This is a genomic window from Caldanaerobius polysaccharolyticus DSM 13641, from assembly GCF_000427425.1.
GTDB classification, from domain to species: Bacteria; Bacillota; Thermoanaerobacteria; order Thermoanaerobacterales; family Caldanaerobiaceae; genus Caldanaerobius; species Caldanaerobius polysaccharolyticus.
Genome location: NZ_KE386495.1, coordinates 644,725 through 670,971, shown reverse-complemented (window position 1 = coordinate 670,971; position 26,247 = coordinate 644,725). Strand labels below are relative to the sequence as shown.

The 26,247-nt window shown below is 42.8% G+C and carries 26 protein-coding genes; 5 read left to right on the top strand and 21 right to left on the bottom strand.

The window, feature by feature from the left end; translation table 11 throughout:
* The first annotated feature begins 431 nt into the window (after positions 1-431).
* Positions 432-827: a preQ(1) synthase gene (gene queF, locus CALPO_RS0109770; protein ID WP_026487150.1), complete on the top strand. Its 396-nt coding sequence runs from the start codon at positions 432-434 to the stop codon at positions 825-827.
* Between the two features lie 46 nt (positions 828-873).
* Here queF and CALPO_RS0109765 read toward each other — a convergent pair whose 3' ends face one another.
* From CALPO_RS0109765 to purR, 5 genes are all read right to left on the bottom strand, one after another.
* Positions 874-1,545: an N-acetylmuramoyl-L-alanine amidase gene (locus tag CALPO_RS0109765; protein ID WP_218915197.1), complete on the bottom strand. Its 672-nt coding sequence runs from the start codon at positions 1,543-1,545 to the stop codon at positions 874-876.
* 346 nt (positions 1,546-1,891) lie between these two features.
* Entirely contained in the window at positions 1,892-2,839 is a 948-nt protein-coding gene (locus tag CALPO_RS0109760) for a ribose-phosphate diphosphokinase (RefSeq protein ID WP_026487148.1), read from the bottom strand.
* Entirely contained in the window at positions 2,839-4,203 is a 1,365-nt protein-coding gene (glmU, locus tag CALPO_RS0109755; protein ID WP_035172537.1) for a bifunctional UDP-N-acetylglucosamine diphosphorylase/glucosamine-1-phosphate N-acetyltransferase GlmU, read from the bottom strand. Before glmU ends, CALPO_RS0109760 begins: the two co-directional genes overlap by 1 nt.
* Positions 4,204-4,314: 111 nt before the next feature.
* The gene (gene spoVG / locus CALPO_RS0109750) at positions 4,315-4,587 is read right to left on the bottom strand and encodes a septation regulator SpoVG (protein ID WP_026487146.1); all 273 of its coding nucleotides are present in this window, start codon (positions 4,585-4,587) and stop codon (positions 4,315-4,317) included.
* A gap of 48 nt (positions 4,588-4,635) precedes the next feature.
* Entirely contained in the window at positions 4,636-5,472 is an 837-nt protein-coding gene (gene purR / locus CALPO_RS0109745) for a pur operon repressor (RefSeq protein WP_026487145.1), read from the bottom strand.
* A 175-nt stretch (positions 5,473-5,647) separates the two neighbouring features.
* On the opposite strand from purR, the gene murC reads away from it, so the two are divergent.
* Complete coding sequence (murC, locus tag CALPO_RS0109740; protein WP_026487144.1) at positions 5,648-7,057, top strand: UDP-N-acetylmuramate--L-alanine ligase; 1,410 nt, start codon at positions 5,648-5,650, stop codon at positions 7,055-7,057.
* Between the two features lie 26 nt (positions 7,058-7,083).
* On the opposite strand, the gene CALPO_RS0109735 is transcribed toward murC, so the two are convergent.
* The 3 genes from CALPO_RS0109735 to CALPO_RS0109725 all read right to left on the bottom strand — a co-directional run bounded on the left by CALPO_RS0109735 (position 7,084) and on the right by CALPO_RS0109725 (position 9,240).
* Entirely contained in the window at positions 7,084-7,974 is an 891-nt protein-coding gene (locus CALPO_RS0109735) for a type II CAAX endopeptidase family protein (RefSeq protein WP_026487143.1), read from the bottom strand.
* Between the two features lie 27 nt (positions 7,975-8,001).
* A complete protein-coding gene (locus CALPO_RS0109730; protein ID WP_051585952.1) occupies positions 8,002-8,532 on the bottom strand; it encodes a phosphatase PAP2 family protein in 531 nt (176 codons plus the stop codon).
* A 66-nt stretch (positions 8,533-8,598) separates the two neighbouring features.
* Positions 8,599-9,240 (bottom strand): coenzyme F420-0:L-glutamate ligase, encoded by a 642-nt coding sequence (locus tag CALPO_RS0109725; protein WP_035172535.1) that lies wholly within the window; start codon positions 9,238-9,240, stop codon positions 8,599-8,601.
* Between the two features lie 97 nt (positions 9,241-9,337).
* On the opposite strand from CALPO_RS0109725, the gene CALPO_RS0109720 reads away from it, so the two are divergent.
* Positions 9,338-10,231, top strand: coding sequence for an N-acetylmuramoyl-L-alanine amidase family protein (locus CALPO_RS0109720; RefSeq protein ID WP_026487140.1), 894 nt, complete (start codon positions 9,338-9,340; stop codon positions 10,229-10,231).
* Here CALPO_RS0109720 and CALPO_RS0109715 read toward each other — a convergent pair.
* Positions 10,215-12,707 carry an MBL fold metallo-hydrolase gene (locus tag CALPO_RS0109715; protein ID WP_026487139.1) on the bottom strand — a complete coding sequence of 831 codons (2,493 nt, stop codon included), beginning with the start codon at positions 12,705-12,707 and terminating at the stop codon, positions 10,215-10,217. The two genes, CALPO_RS0109720 and CALPO_RS0109715, sit on opposite strands and share 17 nt — an antisense overlap.
* Before the next feature lie 199 nt (positions 12,708-12,906).
* On the opposite strand from CALPO_RS0109715, the gene CALPO_RS0109710 reads away from it, so the two are divergent.
* The gene (locus CALPO_RS0109710; protein ID WP_026487138.1) at positions 12,907-13,293 is read left to right on the top strand and encodes a helix-turn-helix domain-containing protein; all 387 of its coding nucleotides are present in this window, start codon (positions 12,907-12,909) and stop codon (positions 13,291-13,293) included.
* Here CALPO_RS0109710 and CALPO_RS0109705 read toward each other — a convergent pair.
* A complete protein-coding gene (locus tag CALPO_RS0109705; protein WP_156940173.1) occupies positions 13,290-14,699 on the bottom strand; it encodes an MFS transporter in 1,410 nt (469 codons plus the stop codon). The two genes, CALPO_RS0109710 and CALPO_RS0109705, sit on opposite strands and share 4 nt — an antisense overlap.
* 142 nt (positions 14,700-14,841) lie before the next feature.
* On the opposite strand from CALPO_RS0109705, the gene asnB reads away from it, so the two are divergent.
* A complete protein-coding gene (asnB, locus tag CALPO_RS0109700) occupies positions 14,842-16,689 on the top strand; it encodes an asparagine synthase (glutamine-hydrolyzing) (protein WP_026487136.1) in 1,848 nt (615 codons plus the stop codon).
* On the opposite strand, the gene CALPO_RS0109695 is transcribed toward asnB, so the two are convergent.
* Genes CALPO_RS0109695 through CALPO_RS0109645 form a run of 11 tightly spaced genes read right to left on the bottom strand, consistent with a single transcriptional unit; the run spans position 16,684 to position 26,243 of the window.
* Positions 16,684-17,301, bottom strand: a complete 618-nt coding sequence (locus CALPO_RS0109695) for an MBL fold metallo-hydrolase (protein ID WP_026487135.1) — start codon at positions 17,299-17,301, stop codon at positions 16,684-16,686. The two genes, asnB and CALPO_RS0109695, sit on opposite strands and share 6 nt — an antisense overlap.
* Before the next feature lie 9 nt (positions 17,302-17,310).
* Positions 17,311-18,396, bottom strand: a complete 1,086-nt coding sequence (locus CALPO_RS0109690; RefSeq protein WP_026487134.1) for a Gfo/Idh/MocA family protein — start codon at positions 18,394-18,396, stop codon at positions 17,311-17,313.
* 12 nt (positions 18,397-18,408) lie between these two features.
* Positions 18,409-19,911, bottom strand: a complete 1,503-nt coding sequence (locus tag CALPO_RS0109685) for a polyamine aminopropyltransferase (protein ID WP_026487133.1) — start codon at positions 19,909-19,911, stop codon at positions 18,409-18,411.
* Positions 19,912-19,923: 12 nt separating this feature from the next.
* The gene (locus CALPO_RS0109680; RefSeq protein ID WP_035172531.1) at positions 19,924-20,127 is read right to left on the bottom strand and encodes a DUF350 domain-containing protein; all 204 of its coding nucleotides are present in this window, start codon (positions 20,125-20,127) and stop codon (positions 19,924-19,926) included.
* 17 nt (positions 20,128-20,144) lie between these two features.
* Complete coding sequence (locus CALPO_RS0109675) at positions 20,145-20,630, bottom strand: hypothetical protein (protein ID WP_026487131.1); 486 nt, start codon at positions 20,628-20,630, stop codon at positions 20,145-20,147.
* An 18-nt stretch (positions 20,631-20,648) separates the two neighbouring features.
* Complete coding sequence (locus tag CALPO_RS0109670) at positions 20,649-21,308, bottom strand: PspA/IM30 family protein (RefSeq protein WP_026487130.1); 660 nt, start codon at positions 21,306-21,308, stop codon at positions 20,649-20,651.
* Positions 21,309-21,310: 2 nt separating this feature from the next.
* On the bottom strand, positions 21,311-21,820 hold the full coding sequence (locus CALPO_RS0109665; RefSeq protein WP_026487129.1) for a DUF4178 domain-containing protein: 510 nt from the start codon (positions 21,818-21,820) through the stop codon (positions 21,311-21,313).
* Positions 21,821-21,824: 4 nt separating this feature from the next.
* The gene (locus CALPO_RS0109660) at positions 21,825-22,502 is read right to left on the bottom strand and encodes a Crp/Fnr family transcriptional regulator (protein ID WP_026487128.1); all 678 of its coding nucleotides are present in this window, start codon (positions 22,500-22,502) and stop codon (positions 21,825-21,827) included.
* 4 nt (positions 22,503-22,506) lie between these two features.
* Positions 22,507-23,835 carry a replicative DNA helicase gene (gene dnaB, locus CALPO_RS0109655; RefSeq protein ID WP_026487127.1) on the bottom strand — a complete coding sequence of 443 codons (1,329 nt, stop codon included), beginning with the start codon at positions 23,833-23,835 and terminating at the stop codon, positions 22,507-22,509.
* A gap of 3 nt (positions 23,836-23,838) precedes the next feature.
* Positions 23,839-24,282 (bottom strand): 50S ribosomal protein L9, encoded by a 444-nt coding sequence (rplI, locus tag CALPO_RS0109650; RefSeq protein WP_026487126.1) that lies wholly within the window; start codon positions 24,280-24,282, stop codon positions 23,839-23,841.
* Positions 24,279-26,243: a DHH family phosphoesterase gene (locus CALPO_RS0109645; RefSeq protein WP_026487125.1), complete on the bottom strand. Its 1,965-nt coding sequence runs from the start codon at positions 26,241-26,243 to the stop codon at positions 24,279-24,281. Before CALPO_RS0109645 ends, rplI begins: the two co-directional genes overlap by 4 nt.
* Between the last annotated feature and the right edge of the window lie 4 nt (positions 26,244-26,247).

Genomic DNA, 26,247 nt, shown 5'->3' with positions numbered 1-26,247 from the left:
CTCTTGTAAACTCTTTTCTATCACTTAACACATTTGTATCCCGCTCACTGTTTAATTGGCAAGGTCCGTTAGCCTCTCGGCTGACAGCTTCTTATTCTATCACCTGCGCCGCTTCCTGTCAAGTGCTTTTTTTTGTCTCCCTCGCGACGCTTCTATAGCTTACCACCCTTTTGACCTTTTGTCAAGGGGCTTCTTCTTTCGCCCCGTGTGGCTTTATTAATATACCACAGCTTTACACGTTATGTCAAGGGGTAGTAACTATTGACATTTAAGCAAGTATAATTATAGCATTGATTTTCAGGCATGTCAACAAGTGTCCGAACAAACCGGGCACTTTATTTACATCCATTAGTTAATATGCTATAATGATAAACAGCGATACAATAAGTTTACAAAATTAGATAATCATTTCGTGAAAGGTTGATTTATATATGCCCAAGTACGATAAAAGATGGGATGTAGATGGATATGAAGCCATCGATACAAAGATATTAGAGTCCATACCCTTTGAATACCCAGGCAGCAATACAGAGGTAGAATACATAGACCCTGAATTTACTTCCGTCTGCCCGTGGACGGGATTGCCCGACTTCGGCACTATTACTATAAAGTATATACCCTCCGACAGGCTAGTGGAGTTAAAGTCGCTTAAATATTATTTAAACTCATTTAGAAATGTAGGTATACTTCAAGAACACGTGGTAAACAGGATATTAAATGACTTGAAAGATTTACTGGACCCTATTGAAATGACTGTAAAAGGCGTCTTTAACGCCAGAGGCGGGATCTCCACTGTAGTAACCGCTAATTACAAAAAGGATATTTAAGCTGTATTAAAGAGGGCCTTATAATAGTGCATGGCCCTCTTTAAGTTTAAAGATTGGGTATTTCTTTTATAACAGCATCATAACCTTTTGCTTTAAGGTCATTGGCCACTCGAGAAGCGTAAATTATGCTGGAGTACGCCCCTACCTGCACAGCGTATAAAGTGCTGCTTTTTTTGCTTAAATTCAGCGCCATAGCGATAGCTTCCACATAAGCCCTGGACAGATTTTCTATGAAAGCCTCATCTTTTAACAGTTTTTCATCGTAAGCGCTGTCCACAAAAAGGTTCTCACATAGTACAGCGCTCATATCCGTTTCTCTTAAGACGTAATAATTGGCCTTTTTCATACCCCTATCCATACACCGGTAACCAGCGTAAAAATTGGCTAATACGCTGTGGACAATCTCCCTCAAAGCAGCCGTTTTGGAGGTTACGCTTAAGCTATTGTAAATGTAGTCTTCGTATCCTTCTCCTTTTCCTGCATTAACGTGCAGTGACAAGAAGAAGTTGGCTTTTGCTTTATTAGCCATATCTGCTCTATCTTTAAGGCTTACATCTTCGTCCTTTTCCCTTGTCAAAAGGACATCCACGACGTATTTTCTCGTCAAATTATCCTTAACCTTTTGAGCCAGTTTAAGTGTTATATCCTTCTCATATATACCGTTGGAAATAGCACCAAGATCTGATCCGCCATGACCTGGGTCTAGACAAACCAACATAATTATCCCTCCGCCTTTGAACTTCTACTATATAAATCGATATAATCACCTGTTTTTTATACATCTTCTTAAAAACAAAATATGATCTTAAAGTAAAGTGGTGAAACCCGCAGGCCGAATACGATGCCCTTGCCAGGTATCTCGAAAGGATAAAACAGCTGGAGTCCCTTGGCTTATACGATGTATCTCAGGTTATAAGGGAAATAGCTGTTGTAGAACAGGAGCACATAATAGACCTGGAAAAGGCGTTGGGAATTCAAAAAGCATTTTAAGACGACAAAAAGCGGCGTATATGGCTGTACATCCACATACCCCGCTTTTTGCAATGTAAAGGCCTCATCGCCACTTACTCAAACAACTTGCTCACCGAAATACCTTCATATATCCTTATTATAGCCTCTGCAAACAGAGGTGCTACCGTCACGACCTTAATTTTAGGCGATTTTTTATGCTCAGGCAGAGGTATGGTATCGGTAATTATCAACTCCTTAATGGGAGAAGCTTCTATCCTCTCTATAGCAGGTCCTGATAAGACACCGTGGGTTGCAGCTGCGTATACTTCTACAGCACCGTTTTTTATCAACGCTTCAGCGCCTAGCGTTATGGTACCTGCTGTATCTACTATATCGTCTATCAATATAGCCGTTTTGCCTTTTACATCACCTACGATGTTCATGACTTCCGCCACATTTTCTTTAGGCCGCCTTTTGTCTATGATAGCCATAGGGCAGTCTAGTTTCTCCGCAAAATTCCTTGCCCTTCCAGCACTTCCGTGGTCAGGTGATACCACTACAGGGTTCTTGATATTCATGCCCATAACGTACTTCGCCAGTATAGGCGCACCTAAAAGGTGGTCAGTAGGTATGTTAAAATAACCTTGTATCTGGGCAGCGTGCAAGTCCATAGTCAAAACCCTATCAGCACCCGCAATGGTTATCAAGTCCGCCACCAACTTCGCCGTGATGGGATCCCTCGCCCTAGCTTTTCTATCCTGTCTTGCATAACCGTAATAGGGTATGACCGCATTGATCCTCCCCGCAGATGCCCTTTTGCACGCATCTATCATTATTAAAAGTTCCATCAGATTATTATTTACTGGATGACATGTGGGCTGAATTATAAATACATCAGCACCTCTCACCGTCTCATTAAACTTTACGCATATCTCGCCATCGCTAAAGGTTTTAACCTCTGCATCGCCCAGAGGTATACCCACATTTTCGGCAATGGCCTTTGCCAGTTCTCTGTTGGCATTGCCAGAAAAAATCTTTATTTTGCTCCCCTGTATGTTCATCAATTATCCTCCTGTTTATTAAATTTTTTATCTACCCAACCTTCTTTAATAACCTGCCTTTCCCTGGCTATAGCCAGAGCTTTCTTCGGCACATTATCTGTTATAGTAGAGCCTGCTGCTATGTAGCTGTCATCTTCAATGAGAACAGGAGCTACCAGATTCGAGTTGCATCCTATAAACACCCTGTCGCCTACCACAGTCTTATGCTTTACCTTTCCGTCATAATTTACAAAAATCGTGCCGCAGCCTAAATTGCATTCAGAACCTATCTGAGCATCGCCTACGTAAGTGAGATGGGGTACTTTCGTCCTGTCACCTATTATCGATTTCTTTATCTCTACAAAATCCCCGATTTTTACGTTGTTGCCTATTACGCTCTCAGGCCTTACGTAAGCAAAAGGCCCTATATTTACATTATCCTTCACTTGTGAAGATACGATCACAGAATTCAGCACATTGCACCTATGGCCGATTTTGCAGTCAATCAACCTGGAACCGGCTATATAGCAATCATCGCCGATTTCCACCTCTCCTTCTATTACGCAACCTGGATATATCACCGTGTCCTGCCCTATCTTTACATCAGGGCCTATATAGGTATTATTGGGATCCACAATAGTTACCCCATTTAGCATGTGCTTTTTGAGAACGCGATCTTTCATAATCGACGATGCTTCCCACAGCTGCACCCTATCGTTTATACCCATCACCTCGTGGGAATCGGCCAAAAATGCACCTACGCGGTACCCTTTCTCTCTCAACAGCGCTATGGCATCTGTAAGGTAATATTCCTTCTGAGCATTGTCATTAGAAATAGACCCTAGCACCTCTTTGAGCTTTTTTACGTCAAAACAGTACATACCAGCGTTGATCTCGCATATTCCCAGCTCGTCGGCAGAAGCATCTTTATGCTCCACAATCCTGACGATATCGCCACCATCATCCTTTACGATTCTGCCATATCCCGTAGGATCATCTACCAACGCTGTAACCACCGTCGCAGCATATCCTTTTTCTCTGTGATATTTTACCATATTATCAAGGGTCTGAGAGGTTATGAGAGGTGTATCGCCAGCCAGAACTAAAACTTCCCCTTCATCGGGCAGGCTTTCCTTGGCGACCATTACAGCATGTCCTGTCCCCAGCTGAGGTTGTTGGAGCACAAAATCCACATCTGACCTGATCGCACTTTTTACCTCTTCGGCCTTGTGCCCTACGACCAGGATGATGTGCTCCACCCCAGCGCCTTTGACAGCCCCAATCACGTATTCCACCATGGGCTTACCCAGGATTTCATGGACCACCTTTGGCCGCTTTGACTTCATCCTGGTACCCAGGCCAGCCGCTAAAATCACAGCATTCATAATTCCATCAACCTTCCCCACTGATAATCCATAAACTATTATAATATTATATCTTGAACTTGTATACAAAAAAATAAAAAAATAAAGGGACTATGCCCTTTATTTTCCCATTTATTCCTGGCTACTATCATCCTTCACTTTACTATACTCGTCTATAATAGCAGTCTGCAATCTCGCCCTCATATCAGCGTTTATCGGATGAGCTATATCCCTAAATTCCCCATCAGGTGATTTTCTGCTAGGCATGGCTATAAACAGTCCATTTTGCCCTTCTATCACCTTAATGTCATGAACGACAAATTCATCGTCAAAGGTAACTGACACCACAGCTTTCATCTTGCCTTCGTTCGTTATTTTCCTGACTCGCACATCAGTGATATTCAAGGAGTTCACCACCTTCCGTCATCGGTCTACACTATATATTCTTCACTTTTACTGAAAATCCTCTATTTTTTTAAAATTTTTTATCCAATCCCCGCTCTGTATGTCAATCAGCCCTTGCTTTTCATCGATGCCATTTAACTGCAAAACAGATACGTATTGTGACACAAGCTTTTGCTGCGGTTCTTTTGTGGCAATAAACACACCTATACCCACCACTTTAGATTCAAATTCTTTCATCATATCCACTATGCCTTTGGCCGTTCCTCCTGCCTTCATAAAATCATCTATTATAATCACGCTGGAGTTGGCCTTTATAGCTTTCTTAGGCAGGTACATTGTCTTTATGTTTCTTGTAGAACCCGATACGTAATTTATGCTCACTACAGGTCCCTCTGTCACCTTATTCTCCTGCCTTATAACCGCCAGAGGCAACTTAAGCAATCTAGCCACAGCAAAAGCTATAGGTATTCCTTTTGTCTCAACTGTCACCACGTAATCCGCAAACACATCGATAAACGAGTACGCTAGTATCTGGGCGATTTTATCCACCATTATGGGATTATATATTACGTCTGAAGTATATATAAAATTGCCTGAAATAATCCTGTCTTTCTGAGAAAATATCATACACAGTTGTTTGACAAATTCCTCGTAATACCCTACGTCCACATAAGGTATATACTGTATACCACCTCCAGCGCCCGAAATAGTCCTTATTTTGCCCATATTTAGCTTTTCAAAAGCACTTCGTATACGATCTATATCCTCGCTGACAGAAGACCTGGCGCAGTTCAGCATTTCCGAAAATTCGTTTATATTGTGTATTTTGCCAGGAGTTTCGCAGAGAACCCTGGTTATCGCTGCAATTCTCTCCGCCCTTTTCAAACTTTAAACCTCCGCTCATTGATCTTTATTTAAATATTATCACAAAAAAATTCCCAAATAAAGAAACTACATATCATTTTTATTCATATGATATAATTGTATGAGAAACCTCATGTTATACCCTTCGCAAAAATGGCAATAATTTAATTATCAGTGCGTGAAAGGAGTTCAATAAATGTCTATAGATTTAAGTAAATGCAAAAACATTCATATGGTTGGCATAGGCGGCATCAGCATGAGCGGATTAGCTCAAATCTTAAACAAAGAGGGTTTTAACGTCACAGGTTGTGACATGAAACTTTCCAAAATAACAGATAAACTGGAGAAAGATGGCATCACTGTCTACCCGAGACATGATGCCTTTCATGTGCTAAAAGCCGACCTGGTAGTACATACCGCTGCTGTAAAAAGCGACAACACCGAAATATTAAAAGCAAAAGAACTAGGCATTCCTGTTATTGATAGAGCAGAGCTCCTGGGCCTTTTGATGAAAAACTACAGCTACGGCATCGCGGTTTCCGGTTGTCACGGCAAAACCACCACCACCTCCATGTTAGCCATAACTATGCAACAGGCTGAGCTGGATCCTACTGTGCTGCTGGGAGGCGAAATCGACGATATAGGTGGCAATGTCAGGCTGGGCAATAGCCCTTATTTCCTCACCGAAGCCTGTGAATACTACGACAGCTTTCTCAAGTTTTTCCCGTACATGGCCATCGTATTAAACATCGACAGCGATCACCTGGATTACTTCAAAGACATAAACCACATAAAGGAATCCTTTTTAAAGTTTACATTACTGGTGCCTCAAAATGGATATATAATCGCATGCAATGACAATGAACACGTGCGAGATATCCTCAAAAAAGTAAACAATAGAAACATCATCACTTATGGAATAGATAGGCCTGCAGACTATACCGCACAGGATATAGTTTTTAATTCCAACGGCCATCCAGAATTCCACCTCTACTATAAAGGCAAAAACCTGGGCAAATTTAAACTTTCCATACCGGGGAAACACAATGTATACAATGCGCTGGCTACCATCGCTGCGTCCATTGCAATGGGCATCAATATCGATATAGTAAAAAAAGCGATAAAGGACTTCAGGGGAACCCATAGGCGGTTTGAGTACAAGGGAAATTTAAACGGCATATCAGTCATAGATGACTATGCCCATCATCCCACTGAAATAAAAGCAACACTGAAGGCCGCCTTAAACTATCCTCACAACAGAATACTGTGCGTATTTCAACCCCATACTTTCAGCAGAACCAAAGCCCTTTTATATGAATTCTCCCAGGCTTTTGATTGCGCAGACCATGTCATAGTAACCGATATATACGCCGCCAGAGAAAAGGACAACGGAATTGTAAATTCAAAAATGCTGGTAGATCTACTGAGAGAAAGAGGTATAGAGGCGGAATATTTGAAGACCTTTGAAGAAGTGGTAAATTCCCTAAAGAAAAACGCCACTAAAGGTGACATAATAATGACGATGGGAGCTGGAGATGTCTATAAAGTAGGAGAAATGTACTTAAATTCCTGTGATTCAGAGCGCACAAAGCAAAAAATTTCTTAAAAAAACTGGCGGCTTAATGCCGTCAGCTAATTTAAAATCTTCAAAAGGCTCATAAAAGCCATCTGCCCTATAATGAATATGAAGCTGATGAGCATGGGCCAGTGAGCGATAGAATGGCGCAAAAAAGTACCCGTATCACTCCATGCCGGTTTATATTCAGGCGTAGTGGTAGCTTTTAATCTTTTTACCATCTTTAAGAGGATCAAAAAGGCTATAGCCCCTAGGATAATCCATGCTATAAAAGCCTCTACAGGTATTGAACCTGATTGCTCAGCACTGCCTCCCAGCTTCATTACGACAATGCTTATAAAATTATATACAAAATGCATTATCATACTCATAAATACAGAACCGGTCCTGTAGGCTGAATACGCTAGAAGAACCCCCAAAAACGCAATACCCGGCAAAGCCCCTGGATTTACGTGCAGCAGGGCAAAAAAAATACCGGACATAACTATCGCCCGCCCACTACCCCATCCTTCGTATGCTGTCATAAAGAAACCCCTAAAAAAGAGCTCTTCGCACAGGGCAGCGGTAAAACCCACTGTAGCTATCTCTAAAGCAAAGGTACGTCCATCCCAGGGCACCGGAATAGGGTTGGCAGGCACGGCTATCCATTTACCTACTAGAAATACCCAAATGATGGTTATAGCCTCTGATACCAGCCACCCCACCAATGCCAGTGGAATTGCCATAAGCGCATGTCTAAATTCCAGTTTTCTAACTTTTAAGATCTTTCCCATATCATGGCCCTTAATTAAAAGGTACAACACCACAGGTATGAGTATAAAGCCAAATTCAGTCGTCACAAGTCCTAAAAATATGTTTTTCCCCTGTACGTATCCACCTATAGTAGATAACAGGAGGAGGACAAGAAGATAAAAATAATTAGCTGTTTTCGCTTCTAAACTACTCAATGGAAAAACCCCTTTTTACTATAACATTTATACCAGGATGGAATGTATTACAAAGGGGAATACTGTACCCAATACAGCCCCTGTTAGCACATCTGAAGGATAGTGTACCCCGATGTACATCCTGGATATACCTACCATAATGGCTAAAAATATAAGCAACATCCCTAGCTGTTGATAAAACAGGAACGTAGATACAGCCAAGCTAAAGGCAGCAGTAGTATGCCCCGAGGGAAAGGAATAATCGTAGAAATCCTTAAACGTATACACATCGTCAAGGACAAAAGCCGGCCTTTCCCTGCTTACGGCGTGCTTTAAAGCTTGCACCACCAGATGGCTGGCAGAGAGGGACACCATGGCCTCCAACGACATCTTTTTTAAAATCATATTCTGATTGCTAAAAATGTAAAGAAACAGCGTAACTGGGACAACCACCATCGGACCGGCCAGGTTTGTTATTAGAGGCATTATCCTATCTAAAAGCTTGCACTTTACCCTTTTATTGATGATGTAAAAAAGCCTGATGTCCGATTTGCTGAGGACATTTATCAATTTAAACACCGTATTCCCCCTTATTGCTTAGTTCAAATATATTTTATCACACAATAAGTTAAAATAGCATTAATTTTATTGTAAAATCGACGTATAATTTTTTATAATCACAATAGGGGTTTGCTGCTCGTAATTGCCCGACGGATTACTTTTTAATAACTTTTCGACCTCTTTCCTAAGCACACCAGGAGAAGCGCCTACTACATCCACGCAGCCCAAATCGTTGGCATCCACTATTACCGCATCAATCCCTGTTTTATCCTTTATCCTCTGGCATACCTTATCGGCATCCTTGGGTCCCAGCACGATATGCCTGTGATAAGGAGGCATGGTCCCTGCTACATCGTCTATCATAGCCACCTGCTTTCCCGCTATGACAAAAAACCAGCCTTTCACGCCCAATAACCTGCCAATGCCGCCTGCCAGGGAACCTAATAGAATCCTCACTTTTCCCACGTCATTTATCGCCAGCTGGAAAGCAGCAGGGGATGTCAATGACCCGTGCCTTTTAGGAAAACGGCACAAAAACCTGGCCAACAGTCCTGCTTTTACATTTTCGGGAAGATAAGCCCTGCCTTGGGTTATGGCCACTACGCTTTCTGATACAGCTATAAGATCCCCCTTTTCAGCTATATTACAGGTGTATTTATGTACAACCTCTACTATATCGTCTTTCTCTGTAATAATATGCGTTCTGATAGGGATTATATTCAACACAATTTCACCCCTACATAATTATATGCATACCTATCCACATCCTGTGAATATAAATATACCGTAAATACATCAGGTCTTATAAGTGGAGGCGAAAGGATTGCATTCTACTTTTTACATGACAAATCTTGTGACAGATCCGTATTCATCGTGCAAAGAAGCCGTCTCTCAGTTAAAATCCAGAGTGGTGTTTGAATTCACAGGGCTGCCCGCTGTAGAGCAGAAAAGCTCTGACAGGCTCATTTATTTACAGTTTTCACCCTGCAGATTCAATATGCCCGCAGGTACTTACAATATAAAAGACAGCACCATTGACTTAATAGAATTAAAGCCTGCAAAAGGCGATACCATCGACGCGATAATCCACCTCACCCATCATACGCGATACTCAATAAAAGAAGTACCTGGCATACCCTCGCGGGTATACCTGTACGTAGACAGGTCACCTCTCATACCTTTATTCAAAAATAAGACCGTACATCTGGACCCTTTATGCAATCCCAGGGCCATAAGCCCTACGAGCTTAAAAGAAGAGATACCTACACTGGATATCTCTAAAAATCTCTACCAGTTGCTAAAGCTCATGCAATGTAACGCCACCATAACGAGGGATAAACCTATAAGCTTTGCTGAAAGGATGAAAAAAATCTCAAAGCTGCCTCCCGGTATACTGATATCTATAGGCACCACCATCGATGACCCCAAAATCTCTGGCTTTAAAGTATTTTATTATCCTCCATCAGAGGACAGCCTAAACCTGGCCAAAACCCTACACAGCGCCATGAAAGAAAAATTGCCCTTGAATAGCCTGGGCATCCACGCAGCGAATATAAAAGAGCTGTCATACGGCAACCCCGGAGTATTGGTAGAGGTTGGATGCATAAAAAACAGGGTAGACGAGGGCCACCTGCGAGACGTAGACTATAAGCAGAAAGTGGCCCAAGCGCTGTACAATGGGTTAAAAAGGTACCTGGAGATTACACCACAAGGGTAAACCCTGTAAGCCCCTTCAGCTCATCGGACATGGCTTCTATCACTTCCGGCTTCTGGGTCTGTACAGGGTATATCCTCACTTTCATAGAATCCACAAATATACTGGGATTTTTCTTTAAAGCCACTCCTCTTTTTTCACATAGCTCTACTGCAGCGTTTAATACCTCCATCTGATTGCACGATGCCGAAATGGTTATAGTCCACCCTGTTTTATCTTCTAATTCCTTTATTTTTGAAGAGTACAGCTCTCCTATAGCCTTGGATATAAAAGACAGCTCTATATATCTCATACCTCCCTTGACTTTTATGCTCTTTTTATGAGGTCTATGAGGACTTTGCTTAAATTCTTCATCTATGAGCTTTAGCGCAGCATTCTGTTCCATGGCGCTAGGACTAACTTTTACATCATTGTCCCCACCCTCTACGTCAGCTCCGGGACAATTTATATTTAATTCCATGCCGGTATTTTCCATGAACCTTTCTTTTATTTCCTCCATCTCACCTTCGCTTAATCTCTCTTTAATCCTTATGTCTACCCTTTTTTCTATGACGTTATAAGAGATTTTACCGTCGGGCATTACCCCTGAAGGCAAGGCTTTCAATACCTCCCTGCTAATCGCAGAGGTATTCACGTTTTCATTTAATTCCACTTTCCATCCCGTCTGTTCCTCAAACTTCTGGAACATATCCTGATACCTACCTCTTGCCACCTCAGGAAAATTAAAATAAATGAGCACGCGACCTTCGTCTTGCTTTGCCCCTACTCTGTATACGCCCATATCCGCTGTAAACATCTGATTGGCCATATCTAGCATTCTGTTCATTTCCATGATCTTCGGCTTTTTTCTCTCTTCTATGGCAGCCAAATCCAATGCATGGTATAAAAACATCATCTTCTTGTCGTGCTCAAAGTACAGGGAATTGTCCAGCAATTCTCCTACAGCCTCCAGTTTCTGGTCTTTATACCCCCAAATATCGGCGACGTCCTGTACGCTCAATGCAGCTCCTGTGCCGATATGAGAGTATATAAACCTCCACAATTCTTCCATATGGGCTTCATCTAAGGGTACCTGGGCGTTAATAGATGGATACACAATACTTACCATCTGCTTCCGCGGCCTGGCTACCTCAATCTCAATCTCATCGCCATTTTGAGGCGTGTACACATCTGCTTTAAACTCCTTCATAATTTCGTGCCCTAATTTCTCAATAGCACCAGGACCACCGTGGACCAGCACAATGGATTTAGGCCTGAGCTTTCCTACCAATCCCAGTATTTCTATCATATCAGCGTGAGCTGAAAGACCGTATTTGCCCACATCACAATTTACGGTTATGCTTTCATCGTTAATCTTTATAACCTTGTCTTCAGCAACACCATCAGCTAGATCCGCCAGCTGCTTACCCGGTGCTTCCTCATCTTGATACCCCGTTATCGCAATAAAGTTTTTCTCCCCACCAGCAAATTTTTGGGCGTACATCTGACTGGGACCTCCTGTCAGCATCCCTGAACTGGAAATGACAATACAGCCGCTATCTTTTTTAATGATATCATCCCTCATAGCAGGGGAAATCACCCTGTGTATGGTATCATTAAAAAAGATATCGCCATCTCTAAAGATTTTCTTGGCCCACTGGCTCCTCATGTAGTTGGGATTTTGCACGTAAACCCTGCAAACGTCTTTTACAAGTCCGTCCACAAAGACCTCTACGCCTCTCAGCTGACGCCTGGCCATGGCTTTCTTTAAAATAAGTATTACCTCTTGGGCTCTGCCCAGGGCAAACGCCGGTATCAGCACATTTCCCTTTCTGTCTACTACCTGTTTTACCATATCCACTAGCCTTTTTTCTTCCATTTCCCTATTGGCGTGCAACCTGTCTCCGTAGGTAGACTCCACTATAGCCACATCAGGCCTTAACCTGGGTATAGAGGCGCCTTCAATGGTATTCTGCTTAAACCCGGCGAAGTCACCGCTGTAAAAAATGCTGCCTTCAGGGGTCTTAAGGTATATGCACGCAGCCCCTAATATATGCCCTGCGCTGTAAAATGTAGCCGTGATGTCACAGTCATCAAAGGGTTTTATGTTTACATGGGGTGAATAGCACATAACCCTATCCAGCATTTCAACCACGTGATTTTCGGTGTATATGGGTATTTCAGCTTCTCGCTCCATAATCTTTAAGCTGTCGTACAGCAAAACCCTTACCAGATCTTTAGTAGGTTGAGTCATGTATATCCTGGCGTTAGGGTACTGCCTGCTAATAGCCGGGAGGGCTCCTGTATGGTCAATATGAGCATGGCTTATAAAAATAGCGTCAACCCCGCCGTTGTCCTGTATCAAGCTAAAATCAGGCAAACAATCCTTATTAGATGACATCCTTATCCCACAATCCAGAAGTATATTCTTCCCAGCAACCTTTAAAAGGTAGCACGACGCCCCTACCTCCATAGCGCCGCCGCAAAAAATCAACTTCAACCGTATCACCTCCGCTATAACAATTATACAACCTTATTGGGCTTTAACAAAAAAGTTCGTCTTTCTAAAACTTTTACGCTACAAGGTGTAGAAAAAATACAATATTCATGAACTTTTATTTACCCTATACACTTATGATAGTAAAATTAAATATAATTCCAAGTTCTAAACCAGTGAACGCTTTATACGGGGTGTGTAGATGAACAGAGAAATCGGTGAAAACACGCTGGGCAAAAAAATCAGGATGCTAAGAAAAAAAGCCGGACTAACTCAAAAGCAATTCGGAGATATATTCAATATCGCAAAATCCACTGTTTCTCAGTATGAATCTGGAAAAAGCAGACCTGACGATGATACCAAAAAGAAAATCGCCAGGTATTTTGGTGTTTCCCTTGATTGGCTTTTAGGCCTGATAGACGACGAATACGTACAAAGCCATCATCTTCTATATTTTAAGGAGAACCGGCCTATTGATTTAAACGACATACTCACATACCCTAATGTCACATTTAATGGTCTTCCTTTATCTCAAAAAGAGAAAAGCGACATCGTAAATTTTATCAAGTACGTGGTAAAAAAACGTTAACTTTTTTTTCCTCTCACAAAGGACAGCAGGGCACTTATCAAAGCTATAGCCACTGAGACCGCGTAGGCGTCCTTCAAACCGTAAAGCGTGGCTGTCGCTCCTCCCAGTTTCATCACTTCTGAAAAATACGCCTTTCGCGAGGTATAAATAGCACCTCCTATGGCAATGCCTAATACCATTCCCACATTTCTCATGGTGGCTAGCACACTGGATGCTACCCCTAACCTTTCCCTAGGAGCGCTACTCATTATCTCGGTATTATTAGGTGACTGAAACATCCCATTGCCTATTCCAAAAAGCGCCAACCTCCATATAACGTCAAAGGCACTGGAGGAATCGGTCAGCGTACTCATCGTAAATAAGGCCACAGAACACACCAGCGCACCTATCGTACTTAACACCCTAGATCCCAATTTATCCGTCAGAGATCCTGATATAGGCGCCACCACAAACACCGTGAGGGGAAATGCAGTCATAATCAAGCCTATCTTCTCCGTAGAAAAACCCTTAAATGTGAGGAAAAATGGCGTCAAAAACGTCATCACAAACTGAGCTATAAAATTAAACATGGCGCTTAAATTCCCTGCAGTAAACAACCTGTTGCGAAAAAGTGAAAAGTCCAGCATAGGCTCTTTTGTATTCAACTCCGTGTATATAAACGCAGCGAGGAAAATCCCTGTAATGATTAAAAGCAGTATCCCGGCAGATGAAGTCCAGCCAATAGCATCTCCTCTGCTTATATATAAAAGCAGCGATACTAAAAACACAAAAGCGGTAAAAGCTCCAATTACATCAAACTGTTCTTTTGATCGCCTATGATCTTCTACCACTACTTTTTGCGCCCAAAGATAGCCTATTATCCCTATGGGAACGTTGATGTAAAATATAGCCCTCCAGGAAAAGGCGTATATAAGCAATCCCCCAATGGTAGGTCCCGCAGCCAAACCCACGGCCACCGCCATGGCGTTAAAGCCCAGCGCTTTGCCCCTTTCGTTGGGCGGAAATACCTTGGTTATTATAGCAGGCGCCATGGACATCATCATACCTGCGCCCAGCGCCTGAATGCCCCTGGCAACTATGAGAACACCTATGTTAGGAGATAAACCGCATAAAGCCGATGAAGTGGCAAAAAGCACCATCCCTATTTGAAACAGCCTCTTATACCCCAGCATATCCCCTAACCTGCCAAAGGTCAATAGCATACTGCTCAGCACCAAAAGATAAGACATAGCTACCCAGCTTATGGTGCTCACGTCTACATGGAAATATCTTTGCAGCGTTGGCATCGCTATGTTCACTACGCTCCCGTCCAGCGGGCCCATCATACTGCCGATTAGCACAGCTGAAAGTATCATGTACCTGTTTTTGTAAGCTACTTTACTGAATTCTTCCTCCATATACTCCATATACTTCATTACCCCCTGATGCAGTGATGTAAAAGTGACATAAATGTATTATACCACAATTATTTTGATTATAAAACTATATGTAACACTTGGAGGCGGCGTTCATATACATGATAATAAAAATCAATTGAGGTGATTTATCATGTGTGGCATCGCCGGTTGGGTGGATTTTGAGCGAGACTTAAAGGATAAAAAGCAACTGCTGACAAAAATAGGCGAGACGCTAAATCATCGCGGTCCTGACGAATCAGGGATTTTTCTCTCAACCCACGCTGCTTTTGTTCACAAAAGGCTGGTAGTAATAGATCCTCAAGGGGGTAAACAGCCTATGACTAGGGTAAAGGACAACGCCGAGTACACCATCGTCTATAACGGCGAACTCTACAACACCCCTGAACTTCGACATGAGCTTGAGAGCACAGGGTACGCTTTTACGTCACGCTCAGATACAGAAGTACTACTGGCATCCTATATTCAATGGGGAACGCGATGCGTAGAAAAGCTCAACGGAATCTTTGCATTTGCCATATGGGACGAAGGCAAAAAACTCCTGTTTGCAGCAAGAGACAGACTAGGAGTAAAGCCATTTTTTTACACGGTAAAGGGAAGCTCATTTTTATTTGGATCTGAGATAAAAGCTTTGTTGGCCCACCCCTTTGTAGAACCTGAGGTAGACGCCACAGGTCTTGCCGAGGTGTTTGCCATGGGCCCCAGCAGAACACCTGGATTAGGCGTTTTCAAAGACATATATGAGTTAAAGCCAGGTTACTGGCTTATATACGACAAAAAAGGGCTGCGTCAGCGTCAGTACTGGCAATTGCAAAGCAAGCCTCATACCGATGACGTCGAGACTACAGCCCAGAAGATACGCTGGCTTTTAAAAGACACCGTCAAAAGGCAACTGGTATCTGATGTACCTGTATGCACTCTGCTCTCAGGCGGGCTGGACTCCAGCGCCATCACCGCTATAGCCCAGAATTGGTTTAAAGATTCTGATATGGGAAATATTCACACCTACTCTGTGGATTATGTGGATAACGACCTTTATTTTAAAGCCAACGAATTTCAACCCAATTCAGATAAGCACTGGATCAAAGTGATGTCGAACTATCTTCACACCTGCCATCACAACGTAGTCATAGACACCGATCAGCTGGTGGAATCGCTAAAAGCAGCGGTCGTCGCGCGGGATGTCCCGGGCATGGCCGACATAGATTCGTCTCTATACCTGTTCTGCAAAGAAATAAAAAAAGAATCCACAGTGGCTCTTTCAGGAGAGTGCGCTGACGAAGTATTTGGAGGATATCCATGGTTTAGAAACCCTGACATTATCAAACTAAACACATTCCCCTGGATAAGAAAGGTTAGAGAAAGAAGTGAGCTTTTGTCGCCTGACGTCTTAAAGGCGATTCGCCCCGAAGAATACGTGCAAATGCGCTATCAAGAGGCTTTAAAAGAAGTACCTCACATGGAAGGCGAAAGCAGCCATGAGCATCGAATGAAGGAATTGCTGTACTTAAATATGACCAGGTTTATGGCCATGTTGCTGGACAGAAAAGACCGCATGAGCATGGCTACAGGTCTGGAAATACGCGTGCCTTACGCTGACCACAGAATAGTGGAATACGCCTGGAACATACCGTGGGATATTAAGACCTGTGATAACATTGAAAAAGGCATACTGAGGAGGGCTTTAAAAGGGCTGTTACCCGACGAAGTGCTCTACAGAAAAAAGAGCCCTTACCCTAAAACCCACCATCCTGCTTACCTTAAAGCCGTAGAACAAAAGGTAAAGCAGATTATTGAAGACCCCGGTTCTCCTATCCTGCCTCTTTTAAACCTCAACAGGATAAAAGAACTGATAAAGACCCACGCTATAGAGTACAGCCCTGCCTGGTTTAGCCAGCTCATGGGCAGCGCCCAGCTGTTCGCCTACATGTACCAGGTCAATACATGGCTTGAAGAATACCACGTAAAGATCGCTTTATAGCCAATTTTTTAAACTCTCCCAGCTCCTGGCAAATTCCTCCATAGTGGTCATCTCCCCATGGCCAGGATACAGGGCCACACCGGGATATGACTTTATCATCATATCGACAGAATCCACAAGCTTGCCAGCGTCACCGCCGGGGAAATCCGTTCTCCCCACGCTTCCAGCAAATATAGTGTCACCTGAAAACACCACTCCACCACAGGCATAACAGACGCTGCCTGGCGTATGCCCCGGCGTGTGCAATACCTTAACCTCTAACTCCCCTATGGTTATTAAATCTCCATCGTTGAGGAGAACATCAGCCTCTATGGCGATGCTTTTTCCCGTAAAGGCCGATAAATTGCTTTCAGGATCTCTCAACATATCCCCATCAGCCTGGTGAATCGCCACAGGGGCTGATGTAATAGCTTTCAGCTTTTCCACACCCCATATGTGGTCAAAATGCCCATGGGTTAAAAGTATATACTGCACCTTAAGGTTTCCTATATACGCCAGCAGGTCGTCAGTGAAATCCCCCGGATCTATCACGGCACATGCCTTGCTCTTTTCGTCCTCCAGAACATAACAATTCTCTTGCATGCTTTCAGATATGTATTTAGTAACTCTCATAGGCACCACCTACTTAAGTACCTCGTCGATAATCAGCTGATCTTTATACGCTTCTTTAAATGTAGGCGTCTCCTGATAGACCACCTTGCCTTCCGCGATATTTGTAAAAAAATTTATAAGACTTGCCATGTGCATGTTCACCATATACCCCATGGAAAACTTCTCTCCAGGATAAATGCCCCTCAGATACCTCGTAAAAGGACCCTCGCCGCCGTATATCCCTGAGAACACCGCATTTTCTCGCTTTTTATACAAAACAGCGTATTCAGGCCGCTTTGTAGAAATCTTTATAGAGCCATAGGTCCCATATATCTCAAAGCGGGTTTCTTCCTCCATTTCCGCAGATATTCTAGAGGCTTCTATGCGGCCCCACGCACCTGACTTAAGTTCCACGTCTACAGCAGTCCAATCGTCCACATCAACTTCCTCCAAAACGCCAGCACCATGAGAGGGCCTCTCTTTAAAATACGTCCTGGACTCAGCTTTCAAAGACTTAATCTCTCCTAACATAAACCTCACCGCATCTACCAGGTGAATGCCCATATCCAGTATAGCACCGCCTCCGCTCGTGGCTTTTTTTAGCTTCCACGATATAGGTCGCAGCGGGTCCAGATAACCGGAATGCAACATAGTGGCTTTGAAATTTAAAATCTGCCCTATTTCACCGTTGTTTATCATATCCCTGGCTTGAGCCACTGCGGGCATAAACCGGTACATAAGAGCGGTCTGATTTATGACGCCTTTTTTCTTTGCGCTCTCCATTATTTTAAAAGCCTCATCCCCGTTTAAACCTATAGGCTTTTCCAGGTAAATATCAAGTCCCCTGTCAATGGCCTTCATAGCTTCATCTAAGTGCACGTAATTAGGAGTGCATATATCTACCGCCACAAGGTCTTCCGTGTTTAAAAGATCATCGACGCTTTCAGCGCATCTTTCAAAAAAATAAGGAACCGAGGATAAATTTCTTTTGAAAACAGGCCCTAAAATCACCTTAAAAGGTAAATCTGGGAAAACCAATGGCATGGCGAAACATGCAATGGCGTGTATTTTCCCTATGTAACCAAGCCCTATAAATCCTAATTTGATATTTTTCATATAAAAACCTCCTCACCAATGCTTCCAGCTCTCCTGGTAATACCGTAAAATGATGGGATTGGTAATCCTGTTTATGCCTACATCCGATGCCATTTCGTCTTTCCCAAAGGAAAACATGGCCTTAATCACCTGATCATCAAGATAGCGGGTTTTTACTCTGACCTTTATGTCATCTATGTTTAATTTCTTCTTTGACGCCATATTAAAGCCCCAATCGCCAAATGAAGGCACATTTAGGTGGTATGGATACACATTCAAGCCTGCTGCTTTTATGGTCTTGTTTATAGACCAAAAGACCTTAGGCGCAAAATATGGCGATGTACTCTGGACGACAGCAATGCCATCATCGGTAAGATGCTTCTTCATCAATCGGTAAAAACTCAGAGAGTATAGCCTGGATAACTCTTCACTGTTGGGATCGGGAAGATCTACTATAATAAAGTTAAAATGATTTTTTGTTTTCTCCAGGTATTTAAATCCATCCTGATTCACTATATTTACTTTAGGGTTATTTAAGGAATTTTTGTTGTACTCTATGAGATCTCCATCCTTTGAAAACAAATCAGTCATGCCTTTATCCAGATCCACCAGTGTTATACTCTTGACATCGTCGTATTTCAATACCTCTCTGGCAGCTAAACCATCCCCACCGCCTATTATCAGCACATGGCTTCTATCCTTTAGAAGGCTCATGGCCGGCAGCACTAAGGCTTCATGATATCTGTATTCATCCACTGAGCTAAACTGCAGATTTCCATCTATGTAAAGCCGCAGATCGTCCCCTCTTCTGGTTATAACCAGCTTTTGATACGGTGTCTGCTTTACCAGAACCACAGGATCGCTGTACAATTTTTGCTCCAACACATTGCTAATCTTAGGCGAAAAAATAATCCCTGCAACTAATATTATACCGGTAATCGCCGCCGATACAACCAACCACCTGCGCCTTTTCACTTCACTATAAAAAACCCATATGTTTATAGCTGCTACAAAAAGATTTAAAAGGGCAAACACAAAAGGCGTCGTAATTATCCCCAGCCGAGGGATCAAAACCAGAGAAAAAGCCAAAGATCCTATAAGTGCACCGAGGTAATCAAAGCTTAGCACATGGGATAAGCTTATCTTAATATCTCTGTAATTTTCCTCAATAATCCTGGTTATTACAGGTATCTCAAGCCCTTCCATAATACCTATAATGGCTGTTATCAATATCATGACCATTGTATAAATGTTAGTAAAGCCATAAGAATAAAAGAGCAGTACAGAGGAAGTACCGCCAACAGCTGCAATTGACAATTCAATGTATATAAAAATACTTATTAATTCGCTTTTTATATATTTTGACAGATATGAACCTATTCCCATTGAAAACATAAAAAACCCGATAGTAAGAGAATACTGCAATACGCTGTTGCCCAAAAGGTATGTGGATACATTGCCTATAGAAAGCTCATAAACGATACCACACAACGCTACTAAGAAAACAGAGATCAGCAACGCGCGGATCTTTGCCAAAAATATACCTCCCTAAGCTATAGCATAAGCTACGATTATACCTATGCCTATAAAGATACCTGCAATCACCACACCCGCAGCTAAATTACCCTCTTCAATGCCTTTATTTAAATCTGCAGGTATAAACCTATCCATGATTTTATAAGCTATACCCATCAGAAATATCCCAATAAAGCCGAATATAAGCGTTGATAAGATTTGGTCCCATAGGTTCATTATATCACCTCCCCCTCTTACTTTCCAGCTCCAATGCCTCCACCTCTCACAGAGGGAAATCCGAAGCTGCCAGGCCTTATCCTACCGCCACCGAAGAGGTCTACCATATACGGGTAATGCCATTGATATGCTTCTCGCTCCGTGTTTACAAAGATCGCCGTGCCGTTAACGCCCTTATATGAAGCGCTCTGCAGTATAAAGTAAGTTTTTCCGTACTTCATAACTGCAATTTCCCCTAAATCAGCGCTCTGAGGCTTGCTTACAGATTGTATTTTGTCAAAGGTGGTCTTGACATCGGCATTTGAAAAGTATATCTTCTCATTTGTGTTGGTATAAGTAGATCCATTGACTATTAATCGACTAGTATCAGTGACAGGTACGAACATCTTGCTAAGCTGAACACTTGTGGCCTTTCCGAAACCAAACGTTGAAAATACCACTACAATCACTACTATAATAAGTACAACTGGAAATACCTTTTCCATAAATGCAAAGTAATCCATATAATTTCACCCATATGGCTATTTGCCCAATTTTTTCTTGAGCTCCGCCAGATCTTTATCCACATCGTCTTCTTCGTCTAATGCCTTGAACTTTTCCTCCAACGTATCTTTTTCCATCTCTTCATAAACCTGAGCTTCAGCCTCTATTCTCTCCACTTTTTCCTCCATTTTTTCCAATATATCCATAGGGTTTTTCTTGCCTGCAGCAGCCAACGTCTGCGATATCTTTCGCTGCGCTTCAGCGGCCCTATTCCTGGCTATAAGGGTATCCCTTCTCCTTTTGGCATCCTCTATTTTTTTCTCCAGCTCATAAAGGTTCTCTTTCATCTCCACTACCTGTTTTTGCTGTCTTTCATAGAGTTCCGTAAAATGAGCCAGATCTTGGTCATGACTTTTCTTGCGCCTAAGGGCTTCTTTTGCCAGCTCATCATCCCCTTTGAGCACAGCTTTTTCTGCTCTTTCTTGCCACTTCTCTGATTCATACTTGTGCTCTTCCACTAAGGCTTTTAAGCGTTTTTCTTCCGCAATAGCAGCTGCTACACCGGATTTTGCCTCCTCTAATGCCTCCTCCAGCTCTACAATAACCTGTTTCGCCATTTTTTCAGGGTCCTCGGCCCTGTCTATGAGATCATTTATATTAGACTTTACCAGCATTGCGATTCTCTCAAAAATACCCATCGCTAATCCTCCTTTAACCCAGGTAATATTTTTATCTGAAACTGCTTTATGGGATATCCTATACTGGCCTCATATTCATTATTCCATTCTTCTAGTGATAAATACTTTTTGCCATCTACGCTCACATAATCAGCATACCTGACGTTTACCACCCTGTCTCCTGCGTAATCAGATCTCGCCACCACATGGGCATCTCCCATTTCAACCCTTTTATATTCAATGCCTTTATAGCTGACGGTTCTGGGAAACCCATCCACATTCAGGTCATATACTTCTTCGTATATAGCCAGCTTTACTCCGTCATCATCATCGACTCCCAGCCAAAGGCTTCGGTCGTTGTCTACTATTTGATAGTCATACCACCTGTAACCATCTTCTACGTACTCCAATACCTGCTGTACGATATAATCTATATCGTCATATGTTACTATATCTCCCACCTGAATATTAAAAAAATTGCGCTTTCTCACCTTTACCTGTTTTTTGGGCTTAAAGAAATCAAAAAAACCCATGCGATCACCTCAGATAAGAATTTAGCATTCTCACATCCTTAATAATGATCTTCTGCCTGTCTAATTCCAGAAGTTTCCCCCTGCTCATCTGATTCAATATCCTGGTTACAGTCTCCCGGGTAGTACCCACCATGCTGGCCAGATCCTGCCTTGATATATCTTTAATTACCACCCCTTTCTCTACCTTTTCCCCTTTTTCTTCTGCCAGCCTTATGAGCACAGATATGGTTCTCCCTATAGCATCCCTGAGAGCCAGGCTGTTTATCTGTTTGCTCACATCCTGTAACCTCTTTGCCATGACCTTTATAAGCTCTAAAGCCAGCTCGCTATTAGACTTTATAAGGTCTTCAAGCTTTGCGTTATTAAGCACTATAAGCGCCGCGTCGTCCACCGCCTCCGCATTGGCAGGATATGGGCCGCTGTTAAACAAGGTAGCTTCGGCAAATACCTCCCCTTCTTTCATTATGTGTATTATATACTCCTTGCCATCCTCGTCTACCATGGATATCTTGACGCTGCCCTCTTTGACCACGTATACAGCCTCACCGGGATCGCCCTGCTGAAAAATTATCGTCCCTTCTTTTACGTTTTTTATTGTCGCTATATCAGCGATCTGCTTAATGAGCGCTTCCTTAAGATCGCTAAATAAAGGAATCCTCCTTAAATACTCCCATTTCTCCATAACATCACTCTTTCAAGTTTCTGGCTAAATTCACAAATTTAGTATACTGACCCAGCCATCCCAATTCTACGGTACCCGTAGGGCCATTGCGCTGCTTGGCTATAATGACCTCAGCTATATTTTTTTTGTCCGTATCAGGGTTGTAGTAATCTTCCCTGTACAAAAACATTACGATGTCCGCATCCTGCTCAATAGATCCAGACTCCCTTAAGTCGCTGAGCATGGGCCTGTGGTCAGATCTGGTCTCAGGAGCTCTGGACAATTGGGAAAGGGCTATGACCGGCACATCTATCTCCCTGGCTAAGGCCTTTAAAGACCTGGATATATCCGATACCTCCTGTTGCCTGCTCTCGGCCTTCTTATTGCTCTGCATGAGCTGAAGGTAATCTATCACGACCAACCCCAGGCCCTTTTCCAGCTTGAGCCTCCTGCACTTTGCCCTTACTTCCATGGTGGTAATTGCAGGAGTATCGTCAATGTAAATGGGCGCATCGGAAAGCACACCTACGGCAGCGGCTAATTTAGGCCAATCCTCCTCGGTCAAATCCCCCATCCTTAGCTTATGGCTATCGACCATAGAAAGGGAGCAAAGCAGCCTTTGAGTCAGCTGCTGCTTGGACATCTCCAAGCTGAATATCATAACAGGCACCTTTTGTTTTACGGCCACGTATTCTACGATATTCATGGCAATAGCGGTTTTACCCATGGAGGGGCGCGCTGCTATTAGTATCAGGTCAGAAGGCTGAAATCCTGATGTTTTCATGTCCAGGTCCACAAATCCCGAAGGAAGACCTATGATTTTGCCTTTGTTTTTATAAAGCTCATCTATGCGATCTATAGTCTCTATCAAAACGTCTTTTATGGGAGTAAAAGGCTGCCTGTTACGGCTTTGGGCTATATCAAATATCTTCTGCTCAGCCACATCCAGGATGTTTTCAACGTCATCGGATTCATTGTACCCTGAATCCATGATTTCCGCAGAAGCCTTTATAAGCCTTCTCATCACAGCTTTTTCTTCAATGATTCTGCAATAATGCTCTACATTGGATATTGAGGTGACACCTGCCACCAGAGATGTAAGATAAGCAGCTCCCCCCACCTTTTCCAGAAGATTACGTTGATTTAATTCATCGGTCACGGTGATCAGGTCTACCGGCTGGTTTTTATCGTATAATTCCAGTATAGTCCTGTATATTATGCTGTGGGATTCTCTGTAAAAATCTTCGGGTTTTAATAGCTCCACCACGTCCACGATCACATCTTTTTCTAACAATATCGCACCCAATACCGCCTTTTCTGCTTCTAAGTTATGGGGTGGAACCCTCACCTGCACCTGTTATTCCCCCTCGACGATCACCTTTAGCTTGGCCGTAACTTCAGGGTACAACCACACATCTACATAAAAAGTGCCAGGGTATTTTATAGGTTCTTCTAAGGCGATTTTGCGCTTATCTACATCTATGCCGTGTTGTTCTTTTAGCTTTTCAGCTATTTCTTTTGACGTCACAGAACCGAATATTTTCCCATTGCCGGCTTTCACCTTCATAACAACCCCTGTGGCGTTCAGCCTCTCAGCCAGCTGTTCAGCTTCCTTTTTCCATTCCCTTTTTTTCTCTTCCTCCCTGCGCTTCTTTTCATTTAAATTTTTTATACTGCTCTCAGTAGCTTCAACGGCAAGTCCTCTAGGTATAAGGTAATTTCTGGCATAACCATCACTGGCATTTACCAGATCGTCTTTCTTCCCCAAACCTTTTACATCCTTCAAAAGAATGACTTTCATACCTTCTCCTCCTCAAAATACTTATCTATAGCTTGGTAAAGCAGCGCTTTTGCTTCATCCAGAGTCATATCAGGCAATTGAGCACCAGCAATACCCAGATGCCCACCTCCCCCTAATTTCTCCAGTATAACCTGTACGTTTACATCGCCCAGTGATCTTCCGCTTATGACTACGGTACCGTTTATCCTGCTGAGCACAAAGGACGCTTCTACTCCTTTTATGTTTAAAAGCTCATTGGCGGCCTGGGCTATCAACAGCTGAGGATTGTCCACGCCTTCAGGGCATACTGATATGGCAACACCTTTGTCAGTAAATTCCGCCGCTTTTATTATATCAGCTCTTTGTGAAAAAGTCTTTATATCGTCTTTAAATACCTGGACTACATGGGTGGAGTCAGCTCCCATCCTCCTCAAAAAAGATGCGGCTTCAAAGGTCCTCACGCCGGCTTTGTAGGTGAAATTCTTTGTATCCAGCATTATACCTGCCATCAAAGCATCTGCTTCGATTTTCTCCATGTTCACTTTGTCCTTCATATACTGCAAAAGCTCTGATACCAGTTCACTGGTAGACGACGCATAAGGTTCTATATATGTTAGAATAGCTTTATCTATAGAGTCATTGGTTTTCCTGTGGTGGTCTATCACCACAACCCTGTTGACCTTCTTCAATATATCCGGATAAGCCATATAACTGGAACGCTGAGTATCTATGACTACCAGCAGACTGCCCTCATCCAGCAGGCCGTCCAGGTGATCTCCCTGGATAAACGAACCTTTGTACCTTTCATCTTCCATTATCCTGTGAAGAAATTCTTCAACCGTGACATTAACAGTACCCAAAAGGACGTAGGCTTGTTTATTGTATTCCCTGCTGGCTCTCAATATTCCCATAGCTGCCCCTAAGCCGTCCATATCCATAAAATTGTGGCTTACCACGATAACATTGGAAGACTCAGATATCAATTGTCCCAGGGCATGGGAGATGACCCTGGCCTTTACCCTCGTCCTTCGTTCCACAGCCTGGGTTTTACCTCCGTAGTAAGCTATTCTATCCCGCCTCTTTACTACCGCTTGATCTCCTCCCCTGCCCAACGCCAGATCCAGAGCTGTATCTGAATCCATGTATATATTTTTGATATTATCGCTGTAAGAAGCGATGCCCATGCTAAGGGTAACAGGTATCCTGTTGCCTACATTGATATCTCTTATATCATCAAGTATATCAAACTTCTTTTCTTCCACCTGTTTTAACTTCTGATTGGTCATAAACACTATATAGCTATCGCTTTCGTATTTTCTCAAGCACGCGTCTATGGAATTTGCCCACTTGTTAAGCCTGTTGTCAATCTCAGCCACCATAAGGGCTCTATCCAGATCATCCAGACCCTGCATTACCTCATCGTAATTGTCCACCTGAATCAAACCCACCACCGGCAGGCTGTCCTCGTAAGCCTCCCTCCACTGGAATTCCCCTGTGACGTCGAAAAGGTATACAAAAAATAAATTATCGCCTTTCACCTCATCGGATTTTTTAACCAGCGCGTACTTCTTTCCCTCAAACTCTATCGTATCCTCACCGCTTTTTTTAGCAGGTCCCTGGTTTATATATTGAATTATTTTCTTTTCCACATCGCTGTTGCCATTAAAGCTCTGAATATAATACGAATTACGCCATATTATTCCTGTCCTATCAGCGACCACTGCTGCTAAAGGCAGGTGCTCAACAGACTTTTTTACGACAGTATCCAGCTGAATCGCTGTATCCTCTATCTCTTTCCACAGCTTTTCCCTTTCTTCTTTTATGTCATCGTAGACTCGCACGATCAACGCCAAAAAAGCGACGAGGAAAATGCTTCCCAAAAAAAGGTTGTAATAGGTTATTATGGCGATCAACAGAGCTGTCATCAGCACAAATGCCCTAAGGTTACAGTAAAGAAACCGGGTTATTTTCTTATTTAACATAGAA

Coding starts and splice junctions, on each gene's coding strand:
- queF (WP_026487150.1), top strand. CDS start 432: ATGCCCAAGTACGATAAAAGATGGGATGTAGATGGATATGAAGCCATC.
- CALPO_RS0109765 (WP_218915197.1), bottom strand. CDS start 1,545: ATGTTGGTTTGTCTAGACCCAGGTCATGGCGGATCAGATCTTGGTGCT.
- CALPO_RS0109760 (WP_026487148.1), bottom strand. CDS start 2,839: ATGAACATACAGGGGAGCAAAATAAAGATTTTTTCTGGCAATGCCAAC.
- glmU (WP_035172537.1), bottom strand. CDS start 4,203: ATGAATGCTGTGATTTTAGCGGCTGGCCTGGGTACCAGGATGAAGTCA.
- murC (WP_026487144.1), top strand. CDS start 5,648: ATGTCTATAGATTTAAGTAAATGCAAAAACATTCATATGGTTGGCATA.
- CALPO_RS0109710 (WP_026487138.1), top strand. CDS start 12,907: ATGAACAGAGAAATCGGTGAAAACACGCTGGGCAAAAAAATCAGGATG.
- CALPO_RS0109705 (WP_156940173.1), bottom strand. CDS start 14,699: ATGGAGTATATGGAGGAAGAATTCAGTAAAGTAGCTTACAAAAACAGG.
- asnB (WP_026487136.1), top strand. CDS start 14,842: ATGTGTGGCATCGCCGGTTGGGTGGATTTTGAGCGAGACTTAAAGGAT.
- CALPO_RS0109695 (WP_026487135.1), bottom strand. CDS start 17,301: ATGAGAGTTACTAAATACATATCTGAAAGCATGCAAGAGAATTGTTAT.
- CALPO_RS0109690 (WP_026487134.1), bottom strand. CDS start 18,396: ATGAAAAATATCAAATTAGGATTTATAGGGCTTGGTTACATAGGGAAA.
- CALPO_RS0109680 (WP_035172531.1), bottom strand. CDS start 20,127: ATGAACCTATGGGACCAAATCTTATCAACGCTTATATTCGGCTTTATT.
- CALPO_RS0109675 (WP_026487131.1), bottom strand. CDS start 20,630: ATGGATTACTTTGCATTTATGGAAAAGGTATTTCCAGTTGTACTTATT.
- CALPO_RS0109670 (WP_026487130.1), bottom strand. CDS start 21,308: ATGGGTATTTTTGAGAGAATCGCAATGCTGGTAAAGTCTAATATAAAT.
- CALPO_RS0109665 (WP_026487129.1), bottom strand. CDS start 21,820: ATGGGTTTTTTTGATTTCTTTAAGCCCAAAAAACAGGTAAAGGTGAGA.
- CALPO_RS0109660 (WP_026487128.1), bottom strand. CDS start 22,502: ATGGAGAAATGGGAGTATTTAAGGAGGATTCCTTTATTTAGCGATCTT.
- rplI (WP_026487126.1), bottom strand. CDS start 24,282: ATGAAAGTCATTCTTTTGAAGGATGTAAAAGGTTTGGGGAAGAAAGAC.
- CALPO_RS0109645 (WP_026487125.1), bottom strand. CDS start 26,243: ATGTTAAATAAGAAAATAACCCGGTTTCTTTACTGTAACCTTAGGGCA.